This is a genomic window from Streptomyces glaucosporus (assembly GCF_039533345.1).
GTDB lineage: Bacteria > Actinomycetota > Actinomycetes > Streptomycetales > Streptomycetaceae > Streptomyces > Streptomyces glaucosporus.
Genome location: NZ_BAAATJ010000012.1, coordinates 42,380 through 63,356, shown reverse-complemented (window position 1 = coordinate 63,356; position 20,977 = coordinate 42,380). Strand labels below are relative to the sequence as shown.

General features: G+C 71.9%; 21 protein-coding genes and 1 pseudogene. 11 read left to right on the top strand and 11 right to left on the bottom strand.

All coding sequences use genetic code 11. The features are described from left to right. The first annotated feature begins 52 nt into the window (after positions 1-52). Positions 53-607 (top strand): hypothetical protein, encoded by a 555-nt coding sequence (locus tag ABD358_RS14760; protein WP_344631448.1) that lies wholly within the window; start codon positions 53-55, stop codon positions 605-607. A gap of 104 nt (positions 608-711) precedes the next feature. Here the strand turns inward: ABD358_RS14760 and ABD358_RS14755 are convergent, their stop codons facing one another. The 4 genes from ABD358_RS14755 to ABD358_RS14740 form a co-directional block, all read right to left on the bottom strand. Next, a complete protein-coding gene (locus ABD358_RS14755) occupies positions 712-1,251 on the bottom strand; it encodes a GNAT family N-acetyltransferase (RefSeq protein WP_344631447.1) in 540 nt (179 codons plus the stop codon). A gap of 83 nt (positions 1,252-1,334) precedes the next feature. After that, positions 1,335-2,951: a monocarboxylate uptake permease MctP gene (mctP, locus tag ABD358_RS14750; protein ID WP_344631446.1), complete on the bottom strand. Its 1,617-nt coding sequence runs from the start codon at positions 2,949-2,951 to the stop codon at positions 1,335-1,337. Further along, positions 2,948-3,229, bottom strand: a complete 282-nt coding sequence (locus tag ABD358_RS14745; protein ID WP_344631445.1) for a DUF3311 domain-containing protein — start codon at positions 3,227-3,229, stop codon at positions 2,948-2,950. Before ABD358_RS14745 ends, mctP begins: the two co-directional genes overlap by 4 nt. A gap of 199 nt (positions 3,230-3,428) precedes the next feature. Continuing rightward, the gene (locus tag ABD358_RS14740; protein WP_344631444.1) at positions 3,429-4,217 is read right to left on the bottom strand and encodes a GntR family transcriptional regulator; all 789 of its coding nucleotides are present in this window, start codon (positions 4,215-4,217) and stop codon (positions 3,429-3,431) included. Between the two features lie 345 nt (positions 4,218-4,562). Between ABD358_RS14740 and ABD358_RS14735 the strand changes: the two genes are divergently transcribed. The 5 genes from ABD358_RS14735 (at position 4,563) to ABD358_RS14715 (ending at position 10,565) form a co-directional block, all read left to right on the top strand. Next, positions 4,563-5,837: an extracellular solute-binding protein gene (locus tag ABD358_RS14735; RefSeq protein WP_344631443.1), complete on the top strand. Its 1,275-nt coding sequence runs from the start codon at positions 4,563-4,565 to the stop codon at positions 5,835-5,837. Positions 5,838-5,940: 103 nt separating this feature from the next. Next, positions 5,941-6,975 (top strand): carbohydrate ABC transporter permease, encoded by a 1,035-nt coding sequence (locus ABD358_RS14730; protein ID WP_344631442.1) that lies wholly within the window; start codon positions 5,941-5,943, stop codon positions 6,973-6,975. Positions 6,976-7,076: 101 nt separating this feature from the next. Then, positions 7,077-7,889: a carbohydrate ABC transporter permease gene (locus ABD358_RS14725; protein WP_344631539.1), complete on the top strand. Its 813-nt coding sequence runs from the start codon at positions 7,077-7,079 to the stop codon at positions 7,887-7,889. Positions 7,890-7,899: 10 nt separating this feature from the next. Then, entirely contained in the window at positions 7,900-9,450 is a 1,551-nt protein-coding gene (locus ABD358_RS14720; protein ID WP_344631441.1) for a glycoside hydrolase family 3 protein, read from the top strand. Positions 9,451-9,494: 44 nt separating this feature from the next. After that, the gene (locus ABD358_RS14715) at positions 9,495-10,565 is read left to right on the top strand and encodes an SIS domain-containing protein (RefSeq protein ID WP_344631440.1); all 1,071 of its coding nucleotides are present in this window, start codon (positions 9,495-9,497) and stop codon (positions 10,563-10,565) included. 56 nt (positions 10,566-10,621) lie between these two features. On the opposite strand, the gene ABD358_RS14710 is transcribed toward ABD358_RS14715, so the two are convergent. Next, positions 10,622-11,413, bottom strand: coding sequence for an SDR family oxidoreductase (locus ABD358_RS14710; RefSeq protein ID WP_344631439.1), 792 nt, complete (start codon positions 11,411-11,413; stop codon positions 10,622-10,624). A gap of 82 nt (positions 11,414-11,495) precedes the next feature. Between ABD358_RS14710 and ABD358_RS14705 the strand changes: the two genes are divergently transcribed. Further along, positions 11,496-12,113, top strand: a complete 618-nt coding sequence (locus tag ABD358_RS14705) for a TetR/AcrR family transcriptional regulator (RefSeq protein ID WP_344631438.1) — start codon at positions 11,496-11,498, stop codon at positions 12,111-12,113. A gap of 294 nt (positions 12,114-12,407) precedes the next feature. Beyond that, the gene (locus ABD358_RS14700) at positions 12,408-13,892 is read left to right on the top strand and encodes a histidine kinase N-terminal domain-containing protein (protein WP_344631437.1); all 1,485 of its coding nucleotides are present in this window, start codon (positions 12,408-12,410) and stop codon (positions 13,890-13,892) included. A gap of 184 nt (positions 13,893-14,076) precedes the next feature. Here the strand turns inward: ABD358_RS14700 and ABD358_RS14695 are convergent, their stop codons facing one another. Both ABD358_RS14695 and ABD358_RS14690 read right to left on the bottom strand, forming a co-directional pair. Next, positions 14,077-14,334, bottom strand: coding sequence for a WhiB family transcriptional regulator (locus ABD358_RS14695; protein WP_031505974.1), 258 nt, complete (start codon positions 14,332-14,334; stop codon positions 14,077-14,079). Positions 14,335-14,650: 316 nt separating this feature from the next. Further along, on the bottom strand, positions 14,651-15,619 hold the full coding sequence (locus tag ABD358_RS14690) for a diacylglycerol/lipid kinase family protein (RefSeq protein WP_344631436.1): 969 nt from the start codon (positions 15,617-15,619) through the stop codon (positions 14,651-14,653). Positions 15,620-15,710: 91 nt separating this feature from the next. Between ABD358_RS14690 and ABD358_RS14685 the strand changes: the two genes are divergently transcribed. Continuing rightward, a complete protein-coding gene (locus tag ABD358_RS14685) occupies positions 15,711-16,160 on the top strand; it encodes a hypothetical protein (RefSeq protein ID WP_344631435.1) in 450 nt (149 codons plus the stop codon). Positions 16,161-16,178: 18 nt separating this feature from the next. Here the strand turns inward: ABD358_RS14685 and ABD358_RS14680 are convergent, their stop codons facing one another. From ABD358_RS14680 to ABD358_RS14665, 4 genes are all read right to left on the bottom strand, one after another. Continuing rightward, positions 16,179-17,120: an RNA polymerase sigma factor SigF gene (locus tag ABD358_RS14680; RefSeq protein WP_425576334.1), complete on the bottom strand. Its 942-nt coding sequence runs from the start codon at positions 17,118-17,120 to the stop codon at positions 16,179-16,181. 38 nt (positions 17,121-17,158) lie between these two features. Beyond that, positions 17,159-17,572 carry an ATP-binding protein gene (locus ABD358_RS14675; RefSeq protein ID WP_344631434.1) on the bottom strand — a complete coding sequence of 138 codons (414 nt, stop codon included), beginning with the start codon at positions 17,570-17,572 and terminating at the stop codon, positions 17,159-17,161. Positions 17,573-17,809: 237 nt separating this feature from the next. Continuing rightward, positions 17,810-18,352 (bottom strand): GNAT family N-acetyltransferase, encoded by a 543-nt coding sequence (locus ABD358_RS14670; RefSeq protein WP_344631433.1) that lies wholly within the window; start codon positions 18,350-18,352, stop codon positions 17,810-17,812. 9 nt (positions 18,353-18,361) lie between these two features. Further along, positions 18,362-19,303 (bottom strand): 1-aminocyclopropane-1-carboxylate deaminase/D-cysteine desulfhydrase, encoded by a 942-nt coding sequence (locus ABD358_RS14665; RefSeq protein WP_344631432.1) that lies wholly within the window; start codon positions 19,301-19,303, stop codon positions 18,362-18,364. A 495-nt stretch (positions 19,304-19,798) separates the two neighbouring features. On the opposite strand from ABD358_RS14665, the gene ABD358_RS14660 reads away from it, so the two are divergent. Together ABD358_RS14660 and ABD358_RS14655 are read left to right on the top strand one after the other, a co-directional pair. Beyond that, a complete protein-coding gene (locus ABD358_RS14660) occupies positions 19,799-20,203 on the top strand; it encodes a DUF2267 domain-containing protein (protein ID WP_344631431.1) in 405 nt (134 codons plus the stop codon). A gap of 184 nt (positions 20,204-20,387) precedes the next feature. Further along, positions 20,388-20,792, top strand: a pseudogene (locus ABD358_RS14655) (ADP-ribosylglycohydrolase family protein); the annotation flags it as partial. Between the last annotated feature and the right edge of the window lie 185 nt (positions 20,793-20,977).

Below are 20,977 nucleotides of genomic sequence, written 5' to 3'. Positions count from 1 at the left end.
ACGGAGTCCCCCACGGATTCCCCTCGGATCCCTCCACGGAAAGGCCATTCCCATGAAGGCCCTCACCAAGAAGTCCCCGTGGCGCGCCGCGGCCGGAGTGCCGGCGCTGTCCCTGGCACTGCTCGCCCTGCCTGGGACGGCCCAGGCCGCGGCGGCGGCCCCGGCGGACACCCGGCCCGAAGCCGTGGTCCAGGCCCCCGCCGCGGCCCTGGTGACCAAGCTGACGCACTCCCAGGCGACCAGCCGCTTCCGGGCGGCGGGCATCACCTGGTCCTCCAGCGGAGGCTGCTCCGACCGCAACAACCCCACCTGCACCTCGTTCGAGCAGATCAACCTGACGACGGTGCAGGGGGCGGAGACGCTCAAGAGCGCCAGCGGCTGCGCGCTCAACGTCACCGGCGGCACGGAGACCGGCCACGCGAGCGGCACGTACAGCCACTGGAACGGCTACAAGCTCGACTTCAGCCTCTCCACCTGCCTGAACAACTACATCACCAGCCGCTTCACCTACATCGGCGGCGACAAGTACCGGTCGGGCTCGGGGAACGTCTACTTCCGCGAGAGCAACCACTGGGACGTCACCTACTACAACTGCGGCGGCTGCTGACCCGGCAGCCCTCTCCGGCCGGGCGCGTCCCCCGGGTCCCGCGCGGGACCCGGGGGACGCGCCCCGTCCCGTTCCCGGCCGCGGGGTGCGGTGCGCGCCGCGGGTCAGGTCAGGGCCAGGGCGAAGGTCAGCAGGGCGGGGAGCCCCGGAACCGGCTCCCAGTCGCGGTGGGGGGTGCGGACGAAGCCCAGCCGCCCGTACAGGCGGTGGGCGGCGCGCATCCGGTCCTGGCTGGAGATCACCACGCGCTCCAGGCCCAGTGCCCGGGCCCGCTCCACGCACTCGCGCACCAGCGCCTCGCCCACTCCGCGCCCGCGCGCCCGCGGGTGCACGGCCAGTGCCCGGAACTCGCCCTCGCCCGGCCCCGCGACGTCCGCGTACCTCCCGCCGCGTCCCACGAAGGTCACCGTGCCCAGCACCTCGCCGGACACGGAACCGGACACGGAACCGGACACGGAGCCGGGCGGCGGTACGGCCACCAGCACCTCGGCGTGCTCGGCGCGGCCCCGCGCGTCGCGCAGCACGGCGAGGTACGGGTCGTCGTCCCCGAAGTCCAGCAGGCCGTCCTCCAGGTACACCCGGGCCGTGAGCTCGCCGACGGCCTCCAGCTCCTCCGGGCGGGCCGTCCTGATCGCGATGTCCATGGCGGCCATCATGCGGCACCCCGCCGGCGGAGCCCAGCGGGTTTCCGTCGGCGGGGTGCGGGGTGGGAATGGGGGAGCGGGGCTCAGTGCCGGGCGTCCACCGCGGGCGGGGGCAGCTCCTCCTGGACGCCGGGGTCACCCGCGTCCGCGGTGTAGTCGCCCGGGGAGGTCTGGTCGGCCCCCTCGGGCGCCTTCACCGCCCGCAGGACGACGGTCATCACGACCGTCACCAGCACGTTGAGCACGAAGGCGGTCAGACCGATGTAGCCGGTCTCGCCGATGAGCGGTATCTCGGCCGAGCTGCCGCCGAAGTGCTTCTGGGTGGGGCTGGAGGTGTTGTACGCCGCCACCGTGCCGTAGACCATGCCGACGGCCCAGCCGGCGAGCAGCGCCCAGCGGTGGAACCACCGGGTGAACAGGCCGCCCACGATGGCCGGGAAGGTCTGGAGGATCCAGATGCCGCCCAGCAGCTGGAAGTTGATCGCCACCGACTTGTCCATGGTCAGGACGAAGACCAGCGCGCCGACCTTCACCAGCAGCGAGGTGACCTTGGAGACCTTGGTCTCCTGCGCGGGCGTCGCGTCCGGCTTGAGGAAGTCCTTGTAGATGTTCCTGGTGAACAGGTTGGCCGCCGCGATCGACATGATGGCCGCCGGGACCAGCGCGCCGATGCCGATGGCCGCGAAGGCCACCCCGGCGAACCAGGCGGGGAACATGTTCTCGAAGAGCTGCGGGATGGCGAGCTGGCCGTTCTCCACCTCGATGCCGGCCGCGATCGCCATGAAGCCCAGCAGCCCCAGCAGGCCGAGCATCAGCGAGTACAGGGGCAGGATGGTGGTGTTGCGGCGGATGACCTCGCGGCTGCGGCTGGAGAGCGTCGCCGTGATCGAGTGCGGGTACATGAACAGCGCCAGCGCCGAGCCGAGCGCCAGCGTGGCGTAGGTCCAGTGCGCTCCCTCGCCGGGGATCACCCCGTCGTTCGGCGCCTCGGTCGCGGAGAACTTCGCCTCGGCGGCGGAGAAGATGTCGCCGAATCCGCCGAGCTTGACCGGTATGTAGATGATCGCCACCGCGATGACGATGTAGATCAGGGCGTCCTTGACGAACGCGATCAGCGCGGGCGCGCGCAGGCCGGACGAGTAGGTGTACGCGGCCAGCACGCCGAAGGCGATCAGGATCGGGAGGTCTTTGACGAACCAGTGCGTCGACTCGCCGCCGCCGACGCCCATCACGTCCAGCACGGCCTGGATGCCCACGAGCTGGAGCGCGATGTAGGGCATCGTGGCGAGGATGCCGGTGAGGGCGATGGCCAGCGACAGGCCCTTGGAACCGAACCGCCCGCCGACGAAGTCCGAGGGCGTCACGTACCCGTGGCGGTGCGAGACCGACCACAGACGGGGCAGGAAGAGGAACATCAGCGGGTAGATGAGGATGGTGTACGGCACCGCGAAGAAGCCCGCCGCTCCCGCCGCGTAGATCGCCGCGGGGACCGCGACGAAGGTGTAGGCGGTGTAGAGGTCGCCGCCGAGCAGGAACCAGGTGATCCAGGTGCCGAAACTCCGTCCGCCCAGGCCCCATTCGTCGAGGTTCTCGGCGTCGGCCGCCCGGCGCCAGCGGGCGGCCATGAAGCCCATGACCGTCACCACGGCGAAGAAGAGGACGAAGACGGCCAGTGCGACGGTGTTGACGCCGTCCTTCACCGCCCCTCACCCCCCGCCGGCCTTCCTTCCCGGGCGCGGCGCGCGGCCTGCTCGCGTCGCACCAGTGCGTAGGCGACGGCGGTCATGGCGGCGGAGAGCGGCACCCAGAGCATCTGGTACCAGTAGAAGAAGGGCAGTCCGGCGAGCGTCGGCCCGGTCTTGGCGTACGAGCCGACCCAGAGCATCGCGACGAAGGGCGCGAAGAGGCAGAGGCCGACCACCACGCGGGCGGGCGTGACGGCCTGGCGGGCTCTCGGGTTCTGCGGTGGTGCGGACATGGCTGCGGCTCCGTCCTGAAGCGATCACCATCGGATTGCGACGACGCAATCTAGGCCAGCGGCCCGGTCCGCGTCACCACCGTCCGCGCGTGGACACGGTGTTTCTTCCCGGGGGCCTCCCGCCGGGGCCGTCCCGCCGGGGAGCGGTGAGGGGGCCGGGAGGCCCGGTCACCCGCCGTCCCTCTCCGGCGGGGGCGGATCACCGCCCGCGGCCGGGACGCTGGAGACGGGCGACGAACTTGTAGCGGTCGCCGCGGTAGACCGAGCGCACCCACTCCACCGGCTCGCCGTCGGTGTCGCGCGAGTGCCGGGAGAGCATCAGCATCGGCAGGCCGACGTCCGTGCCCAGCAGGCCCGCCTCGCGCGGGGTGGCCAGGGAGGTCTCGATGGTCTCCTCGGCCTCGGCGAGGTGGACGTCGTACACCTCGGCCAGGGCCGTGTAGAGGGAGGTGTACTTCACCAGGCTGCGGCGCAGCGCGGGGAAGCGCTTCTGCGACAGGTGCGTGGTCTCGATGGCCATCGGCTCGCCGCTGGCCAGCCGCAGCCGCTCGATGCGCAGGACGCGGTCCCCGGCGGGGATGTCGAGCAGCCCGGCGAGCCGGTCGTCGGCCGTGACGTACCCGATGTCCAGCAACTGGGAGGTGGGCTCCAGGCCCTGGGCGCGCATGTCCTCGGTGTACGAGGTGAGCTGGAGGGCCTGGGAGACCTTGGGCTTGGCCACGAAGGTGCCCTTGCCCTGGATGCGTTCCAGGCGCCCCTCGACGACCAGCTCCTGGAGGGCCTGGCGCACGGTCGTGCGCGAGGTGTCGAACTCGCTGGCGAGCGTGCGTTCCGGGGGGACCGGTGTGCCGGGGGGCATCGTCTCGGTCATCTCCAGGAGATGGCGCTTGAGGCGGTAGTACTTCGGCACGCGCGCGGTGCGGCCGACCACGCCGCCGGACGCGGTGTCCCCCGCGGGCCGTGCGCCCGCGCCCCCGTCGGTCCTCATCGCGCGCCTTCCCGACTCGTGTCGTGCAGTCACCGGCTTCCTCCGTACATAGCGGCTCACATCGTGGCACGGCCCCTGCCCCCGGTGGCGTCCCGCCTCAGGTGTCGGTCCGGTAACGGATGAGGCCGCGAGCTTTATACACCGTTGACAGCGAAATAGGTCTAGGCCAAGCTGCGGGCACTGGTCTAAACCATTAGAGACCGACCCGGCCACATGGGGAGCATTCGCCGAAACCGCCTCGATCACCGGTGCCCGCACGGCACGGCGTCGCCGGCGCGGAGCACCGGCGGGAGCGGAGACCTCGTGCGGTGGACGGGGGATTCCCGTTATCCCGAAGGAGGGGACGTGAAGCGCAAAGGCATGGCGGCGATCGGCGTCGCGGCGATGATGGCCGGCCTCGTGGCCTGCGGATCCGGAGACGGCGGGGCGGCCGGCGGGGATGGGACGCTGACCGTCTGGGTCATGGACGGGTCGGCCCCCGAGGAATGGGTCGAGGCGCTCAACAAGGAGTTCGAGGCCGAGCACAAGGGTGTCACGGTCAAGATCGAGGAACAGCAGTGGAACGGGATCCAGGAGAAGATCACCACCGCGCTCTCCGAGGACGCCCCGCCGGACGTGATCGAACTGGGCAACACCCAGACCGCCGGCTACGCGGTCACCGGCGGCCTCGCCGACCTGACCGGCATCAAGGACGAGCTCAACTACGACAGCTGGAACAAGGGCATGCTCCCGTCCGCCGAACTCGACGGGAAGCTCTACGCCGCCCCCTGGTACGCCGCCAACCGCGTGGTGGTCTACGACAAGAAGATCTATGAGAAGGCCGGCGTCGAGCCCCCGTCCGACCGGGACGAGTGGATCGAGGGCCTGGAGAAGATCCGGAAGTCCGACAAGGACGTCCAGCCGATCTACCTCCCCGGCCAGAGCTGGTACGTCTTCGCGGGATTCCTGTGGGACGAGGGCGGCGACTTCGCGGTCGAGGAGGGCGACCGGTGGAAGGGCGCCCTCGCCACCCCGGAGGCCGGGAGGGCGATCTCCTTCTACAAGAAGCTCCAGTCCTTCTCCGAGGCGCCCAAGGACACGGACGAGGCGACACCGCAGCAGTCCACCGACGTGGTGCCCAAGGGCGGCATCGCCTCCTGGATCGGCCTGGGCTGGGAGGCGGCCGGTGCGGTCGAGGCCATTGAGAAGGCGGGCGGCAAGGCGGACTTCGGCTACTTCCCGATCCCCGGGAAGACCTCCGACAAGCCGGGCAGCGTCTTCTTCGGCGGCTCGAACCTCGCCGTCGCCGAGCGCTCCCCGGACAAGGAACTCGCCCAGGAGTGGCTGAAGAAGGCGACCTCCGAGAAGTGGATGAAGAAGTACGCCGAGGTCACCGCGGGCGGTCTGCTGCCCAACACCGAGGACGCGCAGGTGCGGCCTGAACCCGGTTCCTTCGCCGAGGCCATGGTCAAGGCGTCCGGAGTCGGCCGGATCACCCCCGTCGACCCCGGCTGGGCCAACGTCGAGACCGAGCCCAACCCGGTCAAGGAGTACATGACCAAGGTGCTCGGGGGAGCCGACCCGGCCAAGGCCGGCGCGGAGGCCGACAAGGTGATCGGCGAGCGGATCAACAAGAGCTGACGCCGCCCGGGGGCGCCGCACGGCCCGGCCGGCGGCCGCCCCCGCTCCTGGGACAGAAGTCGATCCGGTGGGGCCGCACGCCCGTGACCGCGAGGAAGCAGACATGACCGTGCACGCCAGGGAAGCGGCGCCCGCAGCCGGAGAGCTGCCGGGGGACGCCGCCCGGGACACAGGGGGAGCCGACGGCGTCCTGCCGCCCGGTGCCCCGGAGCCGAAGACCACCGGGCAGGGGGAGCGCGGTGGGCGGCCGCGCTCGTCGGGGTGGCTGCCGTACGCGCTGACCGCCCCGGCGGCGCTCTCCCTGCTGGTGCTCCTGGGCTACCCGCTGATCCGCAATCTCGTGCTCTCCTTCCAGCAGCTCGGCCGCATCGAGATGATCTCCCGGGCCACCGTGTGGACGGGCCTCGACAACTACGCGGAGCTGCTGGAGGACGAGGCCTTCTGGACGGTCGTCGTCCGGACCTTCGTCTTCACGGTGGTCAACGTGGTGCTGATCATGGGACTCGGCACCCTGGTCGGACTGCTGCTCAACGCCCTCGGCAAGAGGATGCGGCTCGTGCTCTCGCTGGCCCTGGTCATGGCCTGGGCCATGCCGGTCGTCGCGTCCGCCACCGTCTTCCGCTGGCTGTTCGACACCCAGTTCGGCGTCGTGAACTGGGCGATGCGCGCCCTCGGCCTCTCCGACCAGGAGCACCACAGCTGGTTCGACACCGGGTTCTCGACCCTGTCCATCGTCACCCTGATGATCGTCTGGGCGTCGGTGCCGTTCGTCGCCCTCAACCTGTACGCGGGACTGACCACCATCAGCGGCGAGCTGTACGAGGCCGCCCGGGTGGACGGCGCCTCCAACTGGAGGATCTTCCGCTCGGTGGTCTTCCCCATGCTCAGACCCTTCTTCCTGATCACCACCTTCCTGGAGATCATCTGGGTGTTCAAGGCGTTCGCCCAGATCGTCGCCCTCAACAACGGCGGACCCGACCGGGGCTCCGAGACCCTCCCGGTCTTCGCCTACATCGAGGGCATGGCCCAGATGAACTTCGGCCTCGCCGCGGCCGCCTCGGTGCTGACCATCCTGATCCTGCTGGTCGCCATGTCCTTCTACTTCCGCCTGATCCTCAAGCAGGAGGAGGAGCAGTGAGCAACACCATTCCGGCCGGCCCGGCGGGCGCGTCCCCGGCGGACCTCCGGCAGCGGCCTCCGGCCGGCGGGGCGGCCAGGCGCGCCAGGTGGAGGAAGAGCCTGCGCGGCGGTTCGCTGAACGCCGTGGCGCTGGTACTGGCGGCCTTCTTCGTCTTCCCCGTCTACTGGATGCTCTCGACGTCCTTCAAACCGGCGTCCGAGATCCTCACCAAGACGCCCACCTTCCTGTTCACGCCCACCTTCGAGCACTACGGCACCGCCACCGGCGTGGACATGTTCTGGACGTACGTCCGCAACAGCCTCACCGTCGCCTTCGGCGCCGTACTGCTCGCCCTGCTCGTCGCGCTCGCGGCCGGCTTCGCGATCGTGCGGATGAGGTTCAGGGGCCGCAAGGGCCTGGTGCTCGGGGTGATGATGGCGCAGCTCGCCCCCTGGGAGGTCATGGTCATCGTGATGTACCTGATCGCCCGGGACACCCGGATGCTCAACAGCATCGGCTTCCTGACGCTGATCTACTTCGTGATGGTCCTCCCCTTCACCATCTGGACGCTGCGGGGATTCATCGCCGCGGTCCCCCGGGAGCTGGAGGAGGCCGCGATGATCGACGGCTGCAACCGCGCCCAGAGTTTCTTCCGGGTCGTCTTCCCGCTGCTCGCCCCCGGGCTGATGTCCACCTCCCTCTTCGGATTCATCACCGCCTGGAACGAGTTCGCCATGGTGCTGGTGCTCAACAAGGAGTCCGAGGCGTACACCCTTCCCCTGTGGCTGACCCAGTTCCAGTCCGCCTTCGGCAACGACTGGGGCGCCACCATGGCCGCCTCGTCCCTGTTCGCCGTCCCCGTGCTGCTCCTGTTCCTCGTGCTCCAACGACGTGCCGTCGGCGGTCTGACCTCCGGCGCGGTGAAGGGATGACGCACCGACCATGACGACTCGCACCGGTTCCGCCGACGCCGCCGGCACACTGGCCCGCGACGCCCTCGCCGTCCTGCAGCCGGGCTTCACCGGCACCGAGGCGCCCGACTGGCTGCTGCGCCGGCTCGACGAGGGACTCGTCTCCGTGGGACTGTTCGGCCGCAACATCGCTTCCCCCGCGCAACTGGCCGAGCTCACCGCCCGGCTGCGCCGGGTCCGGCCCGAGGTGCTGGTGGCCGTCGACGAGGAAGGCGGAGACGTCACCCGCCTGGAGGCCCGCACAGGATCGTCCTTCCCCGGCAACCTCGCCCTCGGCGCGGTCGACGACACGGACCTGACCCGCGCCGTCGCCCGCGAGCTGGGGCGCAGGCTGGCCGAGTGCGGTGTCACCATGGACTGGGCACCCTCGGCCGACGTCAACTCCAACCCCGACAACCCGGTCATCGGCGTCCGCTCCTTCGGCGACACGCCGGACCTGGTGGCCCGGCACACCGCCGCATGGGTCGAGGGGCTGCAGTCCGCCGGAGTCGCCGCCTGCGCCAAGCACTTCCCCGGGCACGGCGACACGGCGGTCGACTCCCACCACGCCCTTCCCCGTATCGACGCCGACCTGGCCACGCTCACCGAGCGCGAACTCGTCCCGTTCCGGGCGGCGATCGCCGCGGGCAGCAAGTGCGTGATGAGCGCCCACATCCTGCTGCCCGCCCTCGACCCGGCACTCCCGGGCACGCTCAGCCCGGCCGTCCTGAACGGTCTGCTGCGTGCGCCCGAGGGCGAGGGAGGGCTGGGTTTCCAGGGGCTGATCGTCACCGACGGGATGGAGATGCGGGCCGTCGCGGCGGCCTACGGGATCGAGCGCGGCAGCGTGCTGGCCGTCGCCGCGGGTGCCGACGCCATCTGCGTCGGCGGAGGACTGGCCGACGAGGACACCGTGCTGCGCCTGCGCGACGCACTGGTGAGGGCCGTGCGGGACGGGGAGCTGCCCGAGGAGCGGCTCGCCGACGCCGCGGACCGGGTCCGCGCGCTCGCCCACTGGGCCGCCGAGGCCTCCGGCCGCGGAGCGGAGACCGTCCCGCCCGACCCGGGGATCGGGCTGGCCGCCGCCCGCCGCGCCCTGAGGATCACCGGCGCGGAGGACTACACGCCTCCGGACGGGCCACCGTACGTCGCCGCCTTCACCCCCGTCGCCAACATCGCCGTCGGCGACGAGACCCCCTGGGGAGTCGCCGCCGAACTGGCGGACCTCCGTCCCGGCACCGTGACCGGCTCCTGGAACCGCGAGCAGGCCGAGGAGGCGGGTGCGGCCGCGCTGGTCGAGCGGATGCTCGGCGAGGCGGCGAACCGTAGGATCGTGGCCGTGGTACGCGACGTCCACCGGCACCCCTGGATGGCGGAAGCCCTGGACGCCCTGCTCACAGCCCGGCCGGACACGGTCGTGGTCGAGATGGGCCTGCCCCAGGCGCCGCCGTCCGGAGCCCTCCACATCGCGACCCACGGCGCCGCCCGCGTCTGCGGACGGGCCGCCGCGGAGGTCATCGCCGGCCGGGGGACCGGGGACTGAACCTCCGTGGACCGTACACACCACGGACGACGGGAGGCACCAGCATGTCCGCCACCACCGCACCCCGCGGCGAGCGGCCGGGCCGGATCATGGCCGGTGAGATGGCCGAGCAGCCCGCCGTGCTGCGGCGGATCCTCGGCGAGGGCGCGCCGAGGATCCGCGAGGTCGCCGAGCGCATCGCGGCCCGCCGCCCCCGCTTCGTCCTGCTGACCGCCCGCGGCACGTCCGACAACGCGGCTCTCTACGCGAAGTACCTGCTGGAGATCCTGCTGGGCAGGCCCTGCGGCCTGACCTCCATGTCCACCACCACCGCCTACGGAGCCCGCCAGGACCTCACCGACTGCCTGGTCGTCGCCGTCAGCCAGTCCGGCGGCTCCCCGGACCTGGTGGCCTCCACCCGGGCCGCACGCGAGGCCGGTGCCGTCACCCTGGCGGTGACCAACAACCCGGGCTCGCCGCTGGCCGAGGCCTGCGAGTTCCACATCGACATCCTGGCCGGCCCCGAGAGGGCCCTCCCGGCGACCAAGACCTACACGGCCGAGCTGCTGTCGCTGTACCTCCTGGTCGAGGGGCTCCGCGGCGGCGACGGCACCGCCGCGGCCAAGGCGCTGCCCGATCTGGCCGAGTCGGTCCTGGCGCGCCAGGACGAGGTGAGGCGGCTCGCGGCACGCTACCGCTTCGCCGAGCGCATGGTGATCACCTCCCGCGGCTACGGCTATCCGACGGCCAAGGAGGCCGCGCTGAAGCTGATGGAGACCAGTTACATCCCGGCGCTGTCCTACTCCGGTGCCGACCTGCTGCACGGTCCGCTGGCGATGGTCGACAACGTCTCACCGGTGATCGCCATCGTCACCGACGGCAAGGGGGGCAGGGCGCTTCAGCCCGTCCTCGACCGGCTGAAGGACCGAGGCGCCGACCTCGTCGTCATCGGCCCCGAACAGCAGGTGGCCGACGCCTCCGCGGGCTTCGTCCTGCCGACGGAGGGGGTGGCCGAGGAACTCCAGCCCGTTCTGGAGATCCTCCCGCTGCAGATGCTGGCCCATGAGGTGACCCTCGCCCGGGGCCAGGATCCGGACGCCCCCCGCGCCCTGGCGAAGGTCACCGAGACCCGCTGAACCCACGCGGCCCCCGTACCGCGTCCGCCCGGCGCGGAGCCCGCGCGCGCCGTGGGCTACAGCAGCGCGCCACCCGTCGTGTCCAGCCAGTGGCCCGTCACCCAGCGGCTGTCGTCGGAGGCGAGGAAGGCCACCACGTCGGCCACGTCCCGCGGCTCGCCGACCCGTCCCAGGGCGCTCTGCGCGGCGGTCCGCCGCCGTGCCTCCTCGTTCCCGCGCAGCCAGTCCGCGTTCATGTCGGTGTCCACCGCACCCGGAGCCACGGCGTTGACCGTGATGCCCCGAGGCCCCAGTTCCTTCGCGAGGGTCAGGGTGAAAGCGTCGAGGGCGCCCTTGGTCATCGCGTAGGAGATCAGCTCCGGCACGGTGTTGCCGCGGGTCAGGTTCGTGGAGACGTTGACGATCCTCCCGCCGTCGCGCAGCCGTTCCAGGGCGAGACGGGTGATGAAGAACGGCGCCCTGGCGTTGACGGCGAAGACCCGGTCGAAGTCCTCCGGTGCGATCCCGGACAGGGGGGCGCGCCGACCGGTGATCCCGGCGTTGTTGACCAGGATGTCCAGCCCGTCGGCCTCCCGGTCGAATGCCTCCCACAGGGACTCCGCGTCACCCGGCACCCCCAGCTCCGCCCGGATCGCGAAGGCCGAACCGCCGGCGGCCTCGACGGCGGCCACCGTCTCCTTCGCCGCCGCCTCGTCGTGGCCGTAGTGCACCCCGACCCGGGCGCCGTCCCTGCCCAGCCGCTCGGCCACGGCCCGCCCGATGCCCCTGCTGCCGCCGGTGACCAGGGCCGTCCTGCCCGCGAGCCGGGCCCCTTCAGCGGTCCTCGCACGCTGCTCGAGTACGGACACAGTGGTCCCCTTTCATTCTTTAGCGCTCGGTACAGAAAAACCGTAGCACGATTTTTTGAGTGCTCGCTATAGAATCGGTGGCATGACGACCGGACAGCGGGGACGACCCCGCTCCTTCGACCGCGACACGGCTCTGGAGAAGGCGCTGCGCGCTTTCTGGGAGCACGGCTACGAGACGACTTCGATCGCCGACCTCACCCGGGCCATGGGCATAGCCGCGCCCAGCCTGTACGCCGCCTTCGGCGACAAGAGGACGCTGTTCGAGGAGGTCGTGGAGGTCTACGTCCGCCGGTACGGCGGCTTCATCGGGCGCGCGCTGACCGAGGAGCCCACGGCCCGGGACGCCGTCGGGCGCGTTCTGCGCGAGGCGGCGGTGGAGTACACCGAACCGGGCCGCCCGCCCGGCTGCCTGGTGATCAACGCCGCGGTCAACGCCGCACCCGCCTCCGCGGAGGTGGCCGGGGCGCTGCGGGCGATGCGCGAGGAGAACGTCCGTGCGTTCGCCTCCCGCATACGGACGGGCGTCGCCGCCGGGGAACTGCCGGAGGACACCGACGCCCTCGCCCTCGCCCGGTTCGCGACCTCCGTGATGCAGGGCATGTCGCAGCAGGCACGGGACGGCGCCGGCCGCGAGGAACTGGAGGCGGTGGCCGCCACGGCGATGCGGGCCTGGCCGGAGGGGCCTGGAGGCACCCCCTGAGAACACCCGCGGGCCGCGGCGCCGGGACGGGACCCTCAACCCGTCCGGCACCGCAGCCCGGAGCGATCGGAGACCCGGCGCAGTCAGGGCAGAGAGCGCCCGGTCTCGCTCCACCCTCCTGTGCGGGGAGGGCGGAAGTCGGCGGCCATTCTGGACCGGACCGGCAGCCCGTGTCCATGCCTTGAACACAACACCGGTCGTTCGGAACGGCTGCCGTCAATTCTTGCGCACACGGGCGCGTATGGACAGACGTGCGACACGACCGGTTGCGGTTAGGCTCGCACCGTGCCCTCCATGAACGACCTCGTACGCCAGCACACCGCCCTCGGCGACTCCGACCTGGAATGGCTGCACCTGCTGGTCTCCGAGTGGCAGCTGCTGTCCGACCTCTCCTTCGCCGACCTGGTGCTGTGGGTTCCCACCAGGGACGGGACGCGCTACGTCTCCGTGGCGCAGATGCGCCCCAACACCGGCCCCACCTCCTACCAGGACGACATGGTCGGCCACTTCGTGCCGCGCGGACGCCGCCCGCTGCTGGACATCGCCCTGGACGAGGGCCGGATCGTGCGTGAGGGCGACCCGGAGTGGCGCGAGGAGGTGCCGGTGCGGGTCGAGTCCATCCCCGTGCGCCGCGAGGGACGTGTCCTCGGGGTCATCGCCCGCAACACGAACCTGCTGACGGTGCGGACGCCCAGCCGCCTGGAGCTGACCTATCTGCAGAGTGCGTCCGACCTCGCGCAGATGATCGCCGCGGGATCGTTTCCCTTCCCCGACCAGCAGGTCGACATGGACGCCTCCCCGCGGGTCGGCGACGGACTGATCCGCCTCGACGCCGAGGGGGTCGTCCAGTACGCCAGCCCCAACGCGCTCTCCGCCTACCACCGGCTCGGCCTGGCCGCCGACCTGGTCGGACTGCACCTGGGCCAGACCACCGACGAACTGGCGCCCTCCCGAGGCCCGACGGACGAGTCCCTGGTCAAGCTCGCCAGCGGCTGGGCGCCGCGCGAGACCGAGATCGAGGGCAACGGCTGCGTGGTGCAGTTGAGGGCCATTCCGCTCAAACCGAAGGGCGTCCGGATCGGTTCGCTCATCCTGCTGCGCGACGTCACCGAACTCCGCCGGCGGGAGAGGGAGTTGATCACCAAGGATGCCACCATCCGGGAGATCCACCACCGGGTGAAGAACAATCTCCAGACCGTCGCGGCCCTGTTGCGGCTCCAGGCCCGGCGCATCGGCGCGGACAGCGGCGGCACCGCGCGGGAGGCGCTGGAGGAGGCCGTCCGCAGGGTGGGCTCGATCGCCATCGTCCACGAGACGCTCTCGCAGACCCTGGACGAGCGCGTGGAGTTCGACGAGATCGCCGACCGGGTGCTGGCGATGGTCGCCGAGATCTCCCCCGGGCTGGTCACCGGGCGCCGTACGGGCCGCTTCGGCGTACTGGCCGCGGAGGTGGCCACCCCGCTGTCCATGGTGCTCACCGAGGTGCTGCAGAACGCCCTGGAGCACGGATTCAGGCCGGGCGAGAAGGGCCTGGTCGAGGTCGCCGCGGTCCGGAGCGCGGGAGCGCCCCGCGGAGAAGGGCGGTTGCTGGTCACCGTGCAGGACAACGGGCGCGGTCTGCCGGACGACTTCGACGCCCGCACGGCGGGGAACCTGGGGCTCCAGATCGTACGGACGCTGGTGGAGGGGGAGTTGGGCGGCACCTTCGACATGGTGCCGGCGCCCGGAGGCGGTACCCGGGTGGTCCTGGACATCCCCGTGGAGCAGGACAGGCGTTAGGGCCTGCCGGGGCCCGGGCGGACGTGCCCCCGCCGGCCCGCTGCCCGGGGGCCGAACAGGCCCCGCACAGCACCGAACCCCGGACCGTGGCGGGGCCGTACGGTCCGGGGTTCGACGTCGTCGTTGCGGTGCGCACTGCGGGCACTGCGCGCTGCGGTTCGGGGCAGCGGTGGCGGGGTGGGCGTCAGGCAGTGGCCTTGCGCGCCCGGTTGCGGGCGGCGCGGCGCTTCATGGCGCGGCGCTCGTCCTCACTGAGGCCACCCCAGACGCCGGAGTCCTGGCCGGTCTCCAGCGCCCACTGCAGGCACTGCTCCATCACGGGGCAGCGGCGGCAGACGGCCTTGGCTTCCTCGATCTGCAGCAGCGCGGGACCGGTGTTGCCGATCGGGAAGAAGAGCTCGGGGTCTTCCTCGCGGCAAACGGCGTTGTGACGCCAGTCCATGGCTGCTCCATCTCCTACGCGTTGCGATAATTGCTTGTGAATGTGAACGCTTTCACGAATCCCTCCGCAAGGGAAGGGGCATCGCCCAGTTTTCCTGGGTGTGTCCCTGAGGATGAGGAGGGGGATTCGAGGCTCTCAAGGGGGTCGGCGTCGACCGTCCCGATCGCCATGAAGAGCCTCGCAAACCTCGGCTGCGGATACAACCCCCTCCGGGAAGTTTTTTTTGATTCCTTGGTGTCGACTAGGTCACAGCCGTACTTCCAGAGGGTGGATCCTGGCCTAAACGTTCGACTGAAAGGACTTTTGCCGCATCCGCTTACGCAATCACACGCAGTGCGCGGCGTACGCCTGTGAACGTCACGCTCGTACGCAGTCCCAGGTGGTCACCGTCCAGCTGAAACGGCAGTGGAACCTGCGAATGCAAGGTGAAGTCGGTGAGGTCGTGGAGGGAGACCACGTGCCTGCCGTGCGGGCCGCGCTCGGGCGAGGACGTCAGCAGCTGGGTCCCGTAGCGGGTCACCGCGGACGGGGTGAGCCGGGTGAGGCCGAGCACGTCGAGGGCGGTGTCGAAGGAGGCCCGGGGAGCCGCGTACACCGGGCGGTTGCCCAGATAGGTCCAGGGCGCGGTGTTGCAGACTATCGACAGGGCCAGACCGCGGACGGGCTCCTCGCCCGGCCGCCGGAGCGTGATCGTCCCCTCCCGGCGGCGGGCGTCCCCCAGGAACTGCCGTACCACCTGGCGCAGGTAGAGGGCGTGGGTGGAGCGCCTGCCGAGCTCCCGCTTCTGCTCGACCCGGCCCACCACACCGGCGTCGAAGCCGAGCCCCGCGCAGAAGGTGAACCAGCGGGCGGGCACCTCGGCGTCCTCAGTCCCCGGCGTGCCGGCCGCCAGGCCCAGACCCACCGTGCGCTCGCTGCCCGAGTGCAGCGCGTCCAGCAGGGCCCCCGTGGCCTCCACCGCGTCGTTGGGGAGGCCGAGCGCGCGGGCGAAGACGTTGGTCGAACCGCCGGGCACGACCGCGAGACGGGGGAGGACGTCGGGATCGGGGCCCCGGTGCAGCAGCCCGTTGACGACCTCGTTCACCGTGCCGTCCCCGCCGAGGACGATGACCAGCTCGATCTCCCCGCGCTGGACCGCCTGCCGGCCGAGGTCGCGCGCGTGGCCCCGGTACGCGGTGGTGGCGACCTCCAGTTCGAGGTCGTTGGCCAGGGCGTGGATGAGCACGTCGCGGGTCCGCGCACTGGTGGTGGTGGCTGCCGGGTTGACCACGAGGAGTGCGCGCATGGAGTGCAGGGTACCCAGCCGCCTCCGGGGCGATCCCACCCCGGGGTGGGCGGCGGCCGCCCTGCCGGGAGGCCCCCGTTACCCTGGCGGGGTGAGCACGGACGCATCCTCCGCCGAGACCCCCCGCACCTCCGCAGCCACCCGGCCGGCGCGGCTCACCGCCGCGGCCGCGCTGGTGGCGGCGCAGGGCTTGGTGGTGGCGGGCCTGGGGATCGCCATGCTGGTCATGCTCCTGACCGGACGCCACGCCGACGACACCGTCCAGGCCCTCACCGGGGCCGCGACCGTGCTGGCGCTGTCCGTCCTGCCGCTGGCCGCCGCGCGGGGGCTGTGGCTGCTGCGCCGGTGGAGCCGGGGGCCGGCCATGATCGTGCAGCTCATGGCCGTCCCGGCGGGCTGGCAGATGGCGCAGAACGGCGGTGTGTGGCTTGCGGGCGGGGCGGCCATCGCACTCACCGCGCTGGCCGTGCTGGTGTGCGTGCTCAGCCCGACCGCCACCCGGGCCCTGGGCATCGGCCCGAGCGAGCCCCGGGACGTCTGACCGCCGTACCGCTGCCGGTCACTCCTCGACCAGCAGCCGGTCGCGCAACTGCGCGAGGGTGCGCGCCAGCAGCCGAGAGACGTGCATCTGCGAGATGCCGACCTCCTGGGCGATCTGGGACTGGGTCATGTTGCCGAAGAAGCGCAGCAGCAGGATCTTCTTCTCGCGCGGCGGCAGCTCCTCCAGCAGAGGCTTGAGGGACTCGCGGTACTCCACGCCCTCCAGCGCGTCGTCCTCCGCGCCGAGGGTGTCCGCGACCGCCGGGGACTCGTCGTCGGTGTCCGGGACGTCGAGGGAGAGCGTGCTGTAGGCGTTCGCCGACTCCAGGCCCTCCAGGACCTCCTCCTCGGAGATCGACAGCCGCTCGGCCAGTTCGTGGACGGTCGGGGCGCGCCCGTACCGCTGGGACAGCTCCGCCGTCGCCGTCGTCAGGGACAGCCGCAGTTCCTGGAGCCGACGCGGCACCCGCACCGCCCAGCCCTTGTCGCGGAAGTGCCGTTTGATCTCGCCGACGACCGTCGGGGTGGCGTACGTGGAGAACTCCACCCCGCGCTCCGGGTCGAAGCGGTCCACCGACTTGATCAGGCCGATCGTGGCGACCTGCGTCAGGTCGTCCAGCGGCTCGCCCCGGTTGCGGAAGCGCCGCGCCAGGTGCTCGACCAGGGGCAGGTGCATCCGTACCAGGGCGTCGCGGAGTTCGGCCCGCTCCGGGGAGCCGTCCGGGAGACCGCGCAGTCTGACGAAGAGCTCCCGTGCGCCGCCCCGGTCCTGCGGGCCGGGGCGGCGGTGCCCGTCCGCACCGTCCGCGCGCCTGCCGTTCTCCTGGTCTGCCATGGCACCCGCCCGTTCCGCCCGCCGATGGGAGTCGGCCGGATGAGGCCGGGCGTGCTGCTCGGGAATGACCGGACCGGCCGCCTTCTCGTGGCGGCCCGTCCGCGTTTCACGCTCCAGGTCGTTCACACCGACCCCCTTGTCCCGTACCGGCCCCTGTGTGTCGGTCACGACGCCCCTGGGCCGGCGCCGCGCTTCTTGTGCAGGCTGATGCTGACCGTGCGATCCTCGGCCACGCTCGAATCGACCTCGCCCGCCAGGGCGGAGAGCACCGTCCAGGCGAAGGTGTCGCGCTCGGGCGCGCGGCCGTCGGTGGTGGGCGCCGAGACGGTCACCCACAGAGAGTCCCCGACGAGCTTGAAGACGCAGCTCAACACGCTGCCGGGAACGGCTTGCTGGAGCAGGATGGCGCACGCCTCGTCGACGGCGATGCGCAGATCCTCGATCTCGTCGAGGGTGAAGTCCAAACGGGCCGCGAGACCGGCGGTGGCGGTACGCAGCACCGACAGGTAGGCGCCCTCTGCGGGCAGCCGGACCTCGACGAAGTCCTGCGTCCCGGGCTCGCCTGCGATCTGGGACACCCTCACCTCCAAGGTGGCACGAGCTGATGGCTGCGAACGCCGGTCCGGCGTCCCCGTGTCGGAGGAGGAACGGACCGGCGCGGCAGATCGTTCGCCTGCGACGCTACCGCGATCGGAGGCGTGATGTCGCCCGGTCCGGGACGGCACCTTTCCTGCGAACGTAACCCATAGTAAACACATGACCACTGTGCGTGGCTAGGGGTCTGTGGTGCCCAATCCGTTCCGGCCGCGCCGAGTTCACAGCGCTCCGCGGTCCCCGGATGTTCCCGGCGCCGCGGTCGTTCCGGTGCCGCCCGGTGTCCCGGCGCCGGCGGCGAGGGACCGCAGCGGTTCGCCGGAGAGCCGGAAGACCGTCCACTCGTCCATCGGCTCGGCGCCGAGCGACCTGTAGAAGCCGATGGACGGCTCGTTCCAGTTCAGTACCCACCACTGGAACCGTTCGTAACCCCGCTCGACGCAGATGCGGGCGAGTTCGGCCAGCAGGGCCCTGCCGTGGCCCGCCCCGCGCGCGTGGGGACGGACGTACAGGTCCTCCAGGTACACGCCGTGGGTGCCGGTCCAGGTGGAGAAGTTGAGGAACCACAGGGCGAACCCGACCGGTTCGCCGCTGTCGTCGTCCTCGGCCACCAGCGCGAAGACGGCGGGGTTCGCGCGGAAGAGGGCGTCGCGCAACTGCTCCTCGGTGGCCCTGGCCTGCTCCAGCGCGCGTTCGTACTCCGCCAGTTCGCGGATCATGGAGTGGATCACGGGAACGTCCGCGGGAGTGGCTGTTCGTATCACGCCGGAAGGCTAACCGGTCACCACGGCGGCCACCGACGTCCCCGGGGGGAAGGCGCCCTCCCCGGCCAGGACGGTCAGTCCGTACAGCGTCTTGGCGACGTAGACGCGGTCCAGGTCCGGCAGGCCGTGCCGGTCCGCGAAGTCCCGGGCGAAGGACTCCAGTCCGGGCGTGGTGCGGGCGAAACCGCCGCAGTGGAAGCGGTCCTCCACCGTCCAGGAGCCGCGGAGTCCGCCGAAGGCGGCGCGCTGGAGCCGCTCCACCTCGCCGGGGAGGAAACCGCCCCGGAGGACGGCGAAGCCGACGGCCCGCTGCCCGTCCGCCAGCCCGGCGGCGAGCCCGGCGAGGGTGCCGCCCGTGCCGCACGCGACGGCCACCACGTCGGCGGCGCCGCGCAGTTCCCGGCCCAGCCCGGCGGCGCCCCGCACGGCCGCCGCGTTGCTGCCGCCCTCCGGTATCAGGAGGAACGGACCGAAGAGGTCCCGCAGGCGGTCGGTCCACTCCGGGTCGTTCCTGCGGCGGTACTCGGCCCGCGTCACGAAGTGCAGCCGCATGCCGTCGGCGGCGCAGCGGGCGAGGGATTCGTTGAGCGGCCGTCCGGCCAGTTCCTCGCCCCGCACCACACCGATCGTGGACAGGCCCAGCAGGCGTCCGGCGGCGGCGGTGGCCCGCAGGTGGTTGGAGTAGGCGCCGCCGAAGGTCAGCAGGGTGCGCCGGCCGTCCCGCAGGGCGGTGCGCAGGGTGGGGACGAGTTTGCGCCACTTGTTGCCGACGAGGTCGGGGTGTATCAGGTCGTCGCGTTTGAGCAGGAGGCGGACGCCGCGGCGGGTGAAACGCTCGTCGGCCACCTCCGTCAGCGGGGAGGGCAGCCGCGGGGCGAGGGCGTCCAGGGCCGCCCCGGGGTCGGGCGGCGGCGGTGTGCCGGGGGACCGGCCGGAGGTCGCGCTGCTCATCGTGCCATTGTCACGCCGGGGCGGCACTCCGTGTCACCGCGGTCCCGTCCGGAGCCGCGGGGGAGGAGGGGCCGCCGCGCGCCCCGGTGGGGCCGGAGCGGGTGCCGTTCCGGCCGCGAAGACCCCGCGCCGGGCGGAAGGAGCCGGGAATCCCCGCGTCACGGGAGGTTGTGGCCGGTGGTGGCGGAGGGAGCGCAAGTGGCTCGTGCGCCACTGCGAACTCTTGAAGTCCTTCTGTGTGAAAGCGTTTTTCCGGGGCACATGGGTGTACGCCCCGATCCGTGGAAGCCCGTTGCCGCGCCCCCCGTGATCAGGGCTGACACGAGGTGGCTGTGCTGCTGTGAGTCGGCTATTGTCAAGTTTTCTTGACCTGAGCTATACAGGTGTATGGAGGGCATTGCACTCAGTGCCGCGCCGGCTGCCCTGCGCACGCCGGCACAGCGAGCGACGGCCCGTGCCGACCACCTCACCGGTACCAGCAGTACGGAAGGGGAGATGGACATGCGGTGGAGCGAGTTCGTGGCGAAGGTACGCGAGCGGGGGCAGTACCCGACGACCAAGGAGGCCGAACGCGTCTCGCGGATCGTGCTCTCGGCCCTGGGGGGCCACCTCACCGGACCGGAGCGCACGGAGCTGGCCGTCCGCCTCCCCGAGGAGGGGATGCGCGTGCTGACCGACCAGCTCCGGGTCACCAAGCCCCTGAGCGGGGCGCAGTTCGTCGACAGCGTCGCGGCGCGCATCGAGGGCGCCACCCCGGCGACCGCGCGCTGGGACGTCAGCTCGGTGCTGAGCGTCGTCGCCGAGATAGCCGGCGGCGACCTGCTGGACCGCATCATCGACCGGCTCCCGCCGGGGTACGCCCTGCTGTTCGGGCGTGCTCAGCTCGCCCAGCTGGTCTGAGCACGGACGGTCGGGCCAGCGGCCCGCAGCGACGCGCATCGCTGCGGGCCGCTGGCCTGTCCGGGCCCGGCCGGGACGGAGGGCGGGGAGCGGGGGTGCGCAGGCGGGACGGCACCGGATGGTCCCGCAGGCCGGCATGGCGGCACGGTGAGGAAGGGAACGGGACGGTGCGCGCGCCGCCGCGCTGGACAGCCTGCGCGGTCCGGCGCCGGGAGACGGGTTCGGCCAGCGGTGGTTCTTCCACCCGCCCGGGCAGGCGGTCGCGATGATCCGCGCCCGCACCCTCCTCGCCGAGGCGCCCTGGTGCTGGACCGACGACACCGCCGTGGCACTGTGCGTGACGCGGGTACTGCCGCGTTCCGGGGCCGTCGGCCAGGAGGCGCCGGTCCGCGAGTCCGCCGCGGCGTACGAGGCCGATCCGGGCCGCGGACACGGGCACGGCATGCACGAACTGCTGCCACGGCCGGCCTTTGACCCCGGCTCCCGGGAGTCCCGTGCCCGGTCGCTCTTCGACGGCCGGGGCAGTCCCGGCAACGGGGCCGCCATGCGCGTCGCCCCGCTGGGCGCGTGGTTCGCCGGGGACGTCGGCCGTGCCGCCGCCGGGCACGGGGGAGAGGACGACGGACGGGCGGCGGACGGACGCGACACCCCGCCGACCTCCGCGGCGGGACGGCCGAGGCCGCCCCGCCGGACCGGTTCACGACGGACTGCTGGCCGCCGCCGGCCTTCCCGGGGACACCCCGCCCCACCGCGCGGCCGACCTGCTGGGCAACG

What these genes read in the sequence shown, in the direction of transcription:
- ABD358_RS14665 (WP_344631432.1), bottom strand. Translation starts at nt 19,303, where the DNA reads ATGAGCAGCGCGACCTCCGGCCGGTCCCCCGGCACACCGCCGCCGCCC.
- ABD358_RS14755 (WP_344631447.1), bottom strand. Translation starts at nt 1,251, where the DNA reads ATGGACATCGCGATCAGGACGGCCCGCCCGGAGGAGCTGGAGGCCGTC.
- ABD358_RS14730 (WP_344631442.1), top strand. Translation starts at nt 5,941, where the DNA reads ATGACCGTGCACGCCAGGGAAGCGGCGCCCGCAGCCGGAGAGCTGCCG.
- ABD358_RS14740 (WP_344631444.1), bottom strand. Translation starts at nt 4,217, where the DNA reads ATGAGGACCGACGGGGGCGCGGGCGCACGGCCCGCGGGGGACACCGCG.
- ABD358_RS14705 (WP_344631438.1), top strand. Translation starts at nt 11,496, where the DNA reads ATGACGACCGGACAGCGGGGACGACCCCGCTCCTTCGACCGCGACACG.
- ABD358_RS14745 (WP_344631445.1), bottom strand. Translation starts at nt 3,229, where the DNA reads ATGTCCGCACCACCGCAGAACCCGAGAGCCCGCCAGGCCGTCACGCCC.
- ABD358_RS14690 (WP_344631436.1), bottom strand. Translation starts at nt 15,619, where the DNA reads ATGCGCGCACTCCTCGTGGTCAACCCGGCAGCCACCACCACCAGTGCG.
- ABD358_RS14760 (WP_344631448.1), top strand. Translation starts at nt 53, where the DNA reads ATGAAGGCCCTCACCAAGAAGTCCCCGTGGCGCGCCGCGGCCGGAGTG.
- ABD358_RS14700 (WP_344631437.1), top strand. Translation starts at nt 12,408, where the DNA reads ATGAACGACCTCGTACGCCAGCACACCGCCCTCGGCGACTCCGACCTG.
- ABD358_RS14715 (WP_344631440.1), top strand. Translation starts at nt 9,495, where the DNA reads ATGTCCGCCACCACCGCACCCCGCGGCGAGCGGCCGGGCCGGATCATG.
- ABD358_RS14660 (WP_344631431.1), top strand. Translation starts at nt 19,799, where the DNA reads ATGGACATGCGGTGGAGCGAGTTCGTGGCGAAGGTACGCGAGCGGGGG.
- ABD358_RS14695 (WP_031505974.1), bottom strand. Translation starts at nt 14,334, where the DNA reads ATGGACTGGCGTCACAACGCCGTTTGCCGCGAGGAAGACCCCGAGCTC.
- ABD358_RS14720 (WP_344631441.1), top strand. Translation starts at nt 7,900, where the DNA reads ATGACGACTCGCACCGGTTCCGCCGACGCCGCCGGCACACTGGCCCGC.